Here is a 7,545-nt window from a genome sequence, read left to right on the forward strand (position 1 = left end):
TACATCCATCTTTTAACTTCGAACCTTAAACGGCTACGAAGTAGCGATTGAACCTTAAACCATTTTTCAGGCCAAGAGTTTTTCCAAAACCGCCTCAACGCCAAGGTCGTCATTGCTTAGCGTGCTATACTTGGCCGCTTTTTTAACTTTCGGATGCGCATTTTCCATGGCATAGCTAAAGTCGGCCAGCGCCAGCATCTCCAGGTCATTATTGTAGTCTCCGAATACCATGGTCTCTTTAGGCGTGATACCGTGAAGTTGCTGGACTTTTCGTAGAGCGAAGCCCTTATTGGCGTCGAGGCTGGATACATCGACCCAGTTTTGCCCCGAAACCTTTACCTGTAAGTCGCCCTCTAAGGGTTTGACAAAGGGATAAATGAATTGCTCCGAATTCTCGAAATGATACAAGGCTATTTTTAAAATCTCTCCCTCGAAGGCTTTTAGGTCATCGATTACTGCGTATTCGGAGTAGTATTCCTGCAATTTTTCTTCGAATTCACGGGACTCTGGAAGGATGAAGGCACTGTTCTTGCTACAGAGAACGGGGTGTACATCGTCAATGGAGTCCAATATATCAAGCACACGTTTCTTGGCGGGGGAGGCTAGGGGAGTAGAGACCAGTTCGGTATCATTTTGCATGACAAGTCCCCCATTTTCGGCAATGAAGATAATATCGTTTTTAATAGACGGCAGTTTATCTACGATACTCTGATACTGCCTTCCGCTGGCGGCCACAAAAACAATATCGCGTTCTTTCAGTTTTTGAAAAAGTTCGAGAAACTGTCCGCTTACCTCGTGTTGGGAATTAAGCAGGGTGCCGTCCATATCGGTGACGACCATTTTTACTTTTGATAAATCCATCCTATTAAAAATTTGACCGGCAAAGGTATTCCTTAGAAATTAATTTCGCGAATAGATTTTAAAAGTTTTAGATTTAGATTCTCGGATGAAAACGCGCATAAAAGCGTTCAATTTAATATAGTGCAATGAAGTTCTACCAAAAAGAAATACGCTTGTCTCCCCAAAATCGGGGTTTTCATTTGATTACGGACACCGTTGAGGCCTCTCTTCCCGAAATCCGGAAAATCGAAACGGGTATGCTACAGGTATTTATCAAACATACGTCCGCCAGTTTGACGATTAACGAGAATGTCGATCCCACGGTCCGAACCGATTTTGAGAGCCATATCAACGTGATGGTCCCGGAAAATGCATCGTACTATGTGCACACCTACGAGGGCCCCGATGACATGCCGGCCCATATCAAGGCATCGTTGATGGGCGCTTCGGTTCAGGTACCGATTACCAGCGGAAGATTGAACTTGGGCACTTGGCAGGGCATTTACCTATGTGAGCACCGCAACCGGGCGTCCGGACGAAAAATCGTGCTTTCCGCATACGGAGTCTGATATTGCAGAGGAGTGGCTGGGGATGCTTTTGATATTTGGCATTTCCTGAAGTCCTGCATCCGACTCCACAGGATTAAAACCCTTGGTCCGAAAGTCCAGGTCGAGGCAACCTTGCACATATCAAAAAAAAGGTCCGATTCTACGGAATCGGACCTTTCAAAGTGAGATACTTTAAAAACTTATTTTACTTTCTCGACAATCGCCTTGAACGCTTCGGGATGGTTCATGGCCAAATCGGCCAGCACCTTGCGGTTAAGTTCGATACCGTTCGCCTTCACTCCTCCCATAAATTGAGAATACGAGATTCCGTGCTGGCGTGCCCCCGCGTTGATACGGGTAATCCATAAGGATCTGAAGGTTCTCTTCTTATTTTTTCTGTCACGGTAGGCGTACAACATCGCTTTTTCCACCGCGTTTTTCGCTATCGTCCAAACGTTTTTACGACGTCCGAAATAGCCTTTGGCTTGCTTTATCACTTTTTTTCTCCTAGCGCGTGAAGCAACTGCGTTTACTGATCTTGGCATTTTTCTCTGTTTTTTTGTAGTAGGCGGTCATCAATTTTACGAATCAATAACTATGAATCCATAAATTCATAACGCTTTTGAAGGCCCAACTCCATGGTTAATATAGTACCTAATTTCAAATGTTCCCTAGCTTTTACTTAAGGCACAATTGTTCTTTGATATTCGATTCGTCGGCTTTGTGGACCAACGTGCTTTGCGTTAGATTACGCTTGCGCTTTTTGGACTTCTTTGTAAGAATGTGGCTCTTAAAAGCGTGCTTTCTTTTGATTTTTCCGGTTCCGGTCAGCTTAAAACGCTTTTTGGCACTGGATTTTGTTTTCTGTTTCGGCATTTTTCCTATTTATGTTAATCTCACTTTATAAACTTCTATCTCGTTGCGCGCTTTCGAAGAAAGACTTCATCAGCCCGGTGTTATGCTATCCGCGTTTTTATAACATGGAACAAGCCCTACAAACAGGGCCTGATGTGATGGGAGCAGTAGCAATTACCATTTCGGACAATTCCATCCAATAGGTGCTATTGAAATACTTTGCGGTCTGTTGACCTGAGCACGGCGATCGTTCCTATCCTTATTTTTTATTTTTGGGAGCCATGAACATGGTCATTCGCTTTCCCTCCAATCTGGGCAATTGTTCCACTTTTCCAACTTCTTCCAGATCCTGGGCGAGTCTCAAAAGCAGTATTTCCCCTTTATCCTTATAAACGATAGAACGTCCCTTGAAGAAAACATAAGCTTTCAGTTTGGCGCCATCTTTTAGGAATCCTTCCGCATGCTTCTTTTTAAAATCGTAATCATGGTCGTCGGTATTGGGACCAAAACGGATTTCTTTTACGGTGACCTTTGAAGCCTTGGCTTTCATGGCCTTCTCGCGTTTCTTCTGTTCGTAGAGAAATTTTTTGTAGTCCATTATTTTGACTACTGGCGGTTTGGCGTTGGGGGATATTTCCACCAAATCCAATCCCATTTCGATGGATTTGTCCAGGGCCTCCCGAATAGGTATCACCTCGGCCTCTACATTGTCACCCACCAAACGTACCTCGGGCGCCAAAATTTTCTTGTTGATTTTGTGCGGATTCTTATTTTCTCTTCTAGGCTTGGGCCTAAATCTTCTTCGTATTGCTATGACTTATTCTTTTTAGTTAAACTTTGGATTAAAAAAACGACTTTAAAGTACTATTTATTTCGCTAGAAACCAAGTCAGAAAACTCTTTTGTGGTCAGTGATCCTAAATCTTCGCCGCCATGTCGGCGTACGGAAATCGTGTCCGTTCCCTCTTCGTTCTCCCCCACGATAATCATAAAGGGAATCTTATTCATCTCGGCCTCCCGTATTTTTTTGCCTATGGTCTCGTTTCTCGCGTCGATTTGAGCGCGAATTTCGTTATTTTCCAATGAACTCAAAACTTTTTCGGCATATTTTTCGTGTTTCTCACTCACGGGCAGCACGATAGCTTGCTCGGGAATGAGCCATAACGGGAAATTTCCTCCCGTGTGCTCTAGAAGCAGCGCGATAAAGCGTTCCATACTTCCGAAAGGCGCCCGGTGGATCATGACCGGTCGGTGCAAATCGTTATCACTACCTTTATAGGTCAGGTCGAAGCGTTCGGGAAGGTTGTAATCCACCTGAATAGTGCCCAATTGCCATTGCCTTCCCAAGGCATCCTTGACCATAAAGTCCAGCTTCGGACCATAAAAAGCGGCCTCTCCTTTTTCGATGACGAAATCCAATCCTTTTTCGGTAGCGGCGTTGATGATGGCATTTTCGGCCTTTTCCCAGTTATTTACCGAACCGATATATTTTTCGGGGCTATCCAGATCCCGGATGGAAACCTGCGCCGTAAAGTTGTCGAAGCCTAAAGATCTCAATACATATAAGGATAGGTCTATGACATTCTTAAACTCTTGGTCCAGCTGATCCGGCGTGCAGAAAATATGGGCATCGTCCTGTGTAAATCCGCGCACCCTGGTGAGTCCGTGAAGTTCCCCGCTTTGTTCGTACCGATATACCGTCCCGAATTCCGCATACCGCTTGGGCAGCTCCCGGTAACTGAAGGGCCGGGTCTTATAGATTTCGCAATGATGCGGACAGTTCATCGGTTTGAGCAAGAACTCCTCGTCGTCTTTCGGGGTGTGAATGGGCTGAAAGCTGTCCGCCCCGTATTTTTCGTAATGGCCCGAGGTAACATAAAGTTCTTTTGATCCGATATGGGGAGTGGCGACCATCTCATAGCCCGCCTTTTTCTGGGCTTTTTTGAGGAACGACTCCAACCGCTCCCTAAGGGCCGCCCCTTTCGGAAGCCATAATGGAAGGCCCTGGCCCACCTTTTGTGAAAAAGTAAAGAGTTCCAGTTCCCGTCCCAATTTGCGGTGATCGCGTTGCTTGGCCTCTTCGAGCATTTCGAGATATTCCTTCAACAGTTTCTGTTTTGGAAAAGAAATACCGTACACCCGGGTGAGCTGTGGCTTGTTTTCATCGCCGCGCCAATAGGCGCCCGCTACGTTCAAGATTTTTATCGCCTTTACGATTCCGGTATTGGGGATGTGGCCCCCGCGGCACAGGTCGGTGAACGTATCGTGGTCGCAGAAGGTAATCGTTCCGTCGTCCAGGTTCTCGATAAGCTCTACCTTATATTCGTTGCCCTGTTCCTTATATAAGGATAGCGCATCCGTTTTGGATACCGGATGCATCTTAAAATCGTGTTTGCCCCGAGCTATCTCCAATGCCCTTTTTTCGATAGCCGGAAAATCCTTCTCTGAAATGGTATGTTCCCCAAAATCCACATCGTAGTAAAATCCGTTTTCGATGGCCGGTCCTATGGTCAACTTTATCCTCGGATACAATTCTTCCAAGGCCTGGGCGACAATGTGGGAGCTGGAGTGCCAGAAGGCTTTTTTTCCCTCCTTTTCGTTCCAGGTATAAAGGGTAAGATGGCCGTCTTCGTTCAACGGGGTGACGGTTTCTACAATGGTATCGTTGAATTTCGCGGAAATAACGTTCCGCGCCAGGCCCGAACTGATGCTCTGGGCGACGTCCATCGGTGTACTTCCTTTCGCAAATTCTTTGACAGTACCGTCCGGTAAGGTGATTTTGATCATACCTGATTTTTAGGATGCCAAAGATAGCAATCCCTATTCATGCGCACAACAATTTATAGGCGGCGGCGGCTTGGGCCGTGGAGGTTGATATATAGGGATGAAACGATTGTACGGAAATAGCGGGGTTTTGCCATGGAGGACATCGTTACTGTAAGGAGTAGTCGGTATGGTTTTCGTAGCTAATGGGGGATACCGTTCTCGAGTTTTGTGTCCCTGAACTACCCCTCTGGCTTTGATCTGTTTCTTTTTCAGGTCGGGATGGGATGGGGTTGTAAGGGGATTAGAATTTTTTTCTCCCCCTCTTTGGGACGATGGAAGCGAATTAGGATAGTAGGGAGCACGTGTTAGCGGCGGCGAGGCCATGAACCTCGTCCGATAGGTTAAAAGGATGATAAAAGGATGGGGAAACCTTGCCCAAAAGAATAAATTGCAGTATTTTTGTTGCCCCTTAATTCAATGAACTGCTTTAATCGGTTCAAGGATAAGGGTTTGAAGAGAGGGCGAAAAAAAACTTCAAAAAAAATCATCATTTGTATTTTTTATTCGAAAAACCCTCTTATATTTGCACCCGCTTTGAGAGACACAGGAGGAACATTCGGTTCTTTCGGGGCGGATTTGAGATAGGAAGTTCATTGACATACTGTGGAGACAATACAGAACGACCCCTGGCCGAAAGGCCCGGGGAAGGAACCATATAATATCCGGGCCGTTTTTTCATTTGCGGTCCGGGACAGAGAATTTTAGGAACGATGAGGAGCGACGGGCCCGGTTCGGGCTCTTCGGTCGGCGGTGCGCGAATACATTTAACGCACAACGATGAAGAGTTTGATCCTGGCTCAGGATGAACGCTAGCGGCAGGCCTAACACATGCAAGTCGAGGGGCAGCGATCTGTGCTTGCACAGAGTCGGCGACCGGCGCACGGGTGAGCACCGCGTATGGAACCTGCCCGCTACCGGGGAATAGCCCGGGGAAACCCGGATTAATGCCCCATACGGGCGCCTTGCGGCATCGCATCGCGCCCAAAGCCTTCGGGCGGTAGCGGATGGCCATGCGTACCATTAGCTTGCAGGTAGGGTAACGGCCTACCTGGGCTACGATGGTTAGGGGCCCTGAGAGGGGGGTCCCCCACACTGGTACTGAGACACGGACCAGACTCCTACGGGAGGCAGCAGTGAGGAATATTGGACAATGGGCGCAAGCCTGATCCAGCCATGCCGCGTGCGGGAAGAAGGCCCTATGGGTCGTAAACCGCTTTTACATGGGAAGAACCGGCGCCACGTGTGGCGCCTTGACGGTACCATGGGAATAAGGACCGGCTAACTCCGTGCCAGCAGCCGCGGTAATACGGAGGGTCCGAGCGTTATCCGGAATTATTGGGTTTAAAGGGTCCGTAGGCGGGCCGTTAAGTCAGGGGTGAAAGTCTGCGGCTCAACCGTAGAAATGCCCTTGATACTGGCGGTCTTGAATTATGGCGGAGTGGGCGGAATATGTAGTGTAGCGGTGAAATGCATAGATATTACATAGAACACCGATCGCGAAGGCAGCTCACTAGCCGTATATTGACGCTGATGGACGAAAGCGTGGGGAGCGAACGGGATTAGATACCCCGGTAGTCCACGCCGTAAACGATGGATACTAGCTGTCCGGGCCCTTGAGGTCTGGGCGGCCCAGCGAAAGTGATAAGTATCCCACCTGGGGAGTACGTTCGCAAGAATGAAACTCAAAGGAATTGACGGGGGCCCGCACAAGCGGTGGAGCATGTGGTTTAATTCGATGATACGCGAGGAACCTTACCAGGGCTTAAATGCATTATGACAGGCGTGGAGACACGTTTTCCTTCGGGCATTTTGCAAGGTGCTGCATGGTTGTCGTCAGCTCGTGCCGTGAGGTGTCAGGTTAAGTCCTATAACGAGCGCAACCCCTACCGCTAGTTGCCAGCATGTCATGATGGGGACTCTAGCGGGACTGCCGGTGCAAACCGCGAGGAAGGTGGGGACGACGTCAAATCATCACGGCCCTTACGTCCTGGGCCACACACGTGCTACAATGGCCGGTACAGCGGGAAGCCACGCAGCGATGCGGAGCGGATCCACAAAACCGGTCACAGTTCGGATCGGGGTCTGCAACCCGACCCCGTGAAGCTGGAATCGCTAGTAATCGGATATCAGCCATGATCCGGTGAATACGTTCCCGGGCCTTGTACACACCGCCCGTCAAGCCATGGAAGCCGGGAGTGCCTGAAGTCCGTCACCGCAAGGAGCGGCCTAGGGCAAGATCGGTAACTAGGGCTAAGTCGTAACAAGGTAGCCGTACCGGAAGGTGCGGCTGGAACACCTCCTTTCTAGAGCTTTCCCCCCGAGCGCGGGGGGAGGGGCGCAGTCCGCCCCGAGGGGCCCGTCCGCGGCCCGTCGCGCCCTCATTTTTCTTTTTTTTTCTGTTTCATTGCCGGTTCCCCCGTAACGAGAGGAACGCGTCTCCATGGTATTACGTTATATAGCGGGGCCTGGCGTCCCGG

At 48.8% G+C, this 7,545-nt stretch carries 6 protein-coding genes and 1 rRNA gene; 2 read left to right on the forward strand and 5 right to left on the reverse strand.

The annotated features are described in order from the left end of the window. Nucleotides 1-66 precede the first annotated feature (66 nt). Nucleotides 67-861 (reverse strand): HAD family hydrolase, encoded by a 795-nt coding sequence (locus tag RQM65_RS14710; protein WP_314016181.1) that lies wholly within the window; start codon nt 859-861, stop codon nt 67-69. A 125-nt stretch (nt 862-986) separates the two neighbouring features. Here RQM65_RS14710 and RQM65_RS14715 point away from each other — a divergent pair, with 125 nt between their 5' ends. After that, nucleotides 987-1,409 (forward strand): secondary thiamine-phosphate synthase enzyme YjbQ, encoded by a 423-nt coding sequence (locus RQM65_RS14715; RefSeq protein WP_314016182.1) that lies wholly within the window; start codon nt 987-989, stop codon nt 1,407-1,409. 179 nt (nt 1,410-1,588) lie between these two features. Here the strand turns inward: RQM65_RS14715 and rplT are convergent, their stop codons facing one another. The 4 genes from rplT to thrS form a co-directional block, all read right to left on the reverse strand. Further along, a complete protein-coding gene (gene rplT, locus RQM65_RS14720; RefSeq protein WP_314016183.1) occupies nt 1,589-1,933 on the reverse strand; it encodes a 50S ribosomal protein L20 in 345 nt (114 codons plus the stop codon). 133 nt (nt 1,934-2,066) lie between these two features. Beyond that, nucleotides 2,067-2,264, reverse strand: coding sequence for a 50S ribosomal protein L35 (gene rpmI, locus RQM65_RS14725; RefSeq protein WP_314016184.1), 198 nt, complete (start codon nt 2,262-2,264; stop codon nt 2,067-2,069). A 238-nt stretch (nt 2,265-2,502) separates the two neighbouring features. Further along, nucleotides 2,503-3,051 carry a translation initiation factor IF-3 gene (infC, locus tag RQM65_RS14730; RefSeq protein ID WP_314016841.1) on the reverse strand — a complete coding sequence of 183 codons (549 nt, stop codon included), beginning with the start codon at nt 3,049-3,051 and terminating at the stop codon, nt 2,503-2,505. A gap of 34 nt (nt 3,052-3,085) precedes the next feature. Continuing rightward, nucleotides 3,086-5,029, reverse strand: a complete 1,944-nt coding sequence (gene thrS / locus RQM65_RS14735) for a threonine--tRNA ligase (RefSeq protein ID WP_314016185.1) — start codon at nt 5,027-5,029, stop codon at nt 3,086-3,088. Nucleotides 5,030-5,842: 813 nt separating this feature from the next. On the opposite strand from thrS, the gene RQM65_RS14740 reads away from it, so the two are divergent. Continuing rightward, a 16S ribosomal RNA gene (locus RQM65_RS14740) occupies nt 5,843-7,371 on the forward strand. Nucleotides 7,372-7,545: the final 174 nt, after the last annotated feature.

Source organism: Pricia mediterranea (genome assembly GCF_032248455.1).
In the GTDB taxonomy this organism is placed as follows: Bacteria; Bacteroidota; Bacteroidia; order Flavobacteriales; family Flavobacteriaceae; genus Pricia; species Pricia mediterranea.

Bases quoted from the DNA above. Each gene is read 5' to 3' on its own strand.
- RQM65_RS14710 (WP_314016181.1), bottom strand. From the start codon at position 861: ATGGATTTATCAAAAGTAAAAATGGTCGTCACCGATATGGACGGCACC.
- RQM65_RS14715 (WP_314016182.1), top strand. From the start codon at position 987: ATGAAGTTCTACCAAAAAGAAATACGCTTGTCTCCCCAAAATCGGGGT.
- rplT (WP_314016183.1), bottom strand. From the start codon at position 1,933: ATGCCAAGATCAGTAAACGCAGTTGCTTCACGCGCTAGGAGAAAAAAA.
- rpmI (WP_314016184.1), bottom strand. From the start codon at position 2,264: ATGCCGAAACAGAAAACAAAATCCAGTGCCAAAAAGCGTTTTAAGCTG.
- thrS (WP_314016185.1), bottom strand. From the start codon at position 5,029: ATGATCAAAATCACCTTACCGGACGGTACTGTCAAAGAATTTGCGAAA.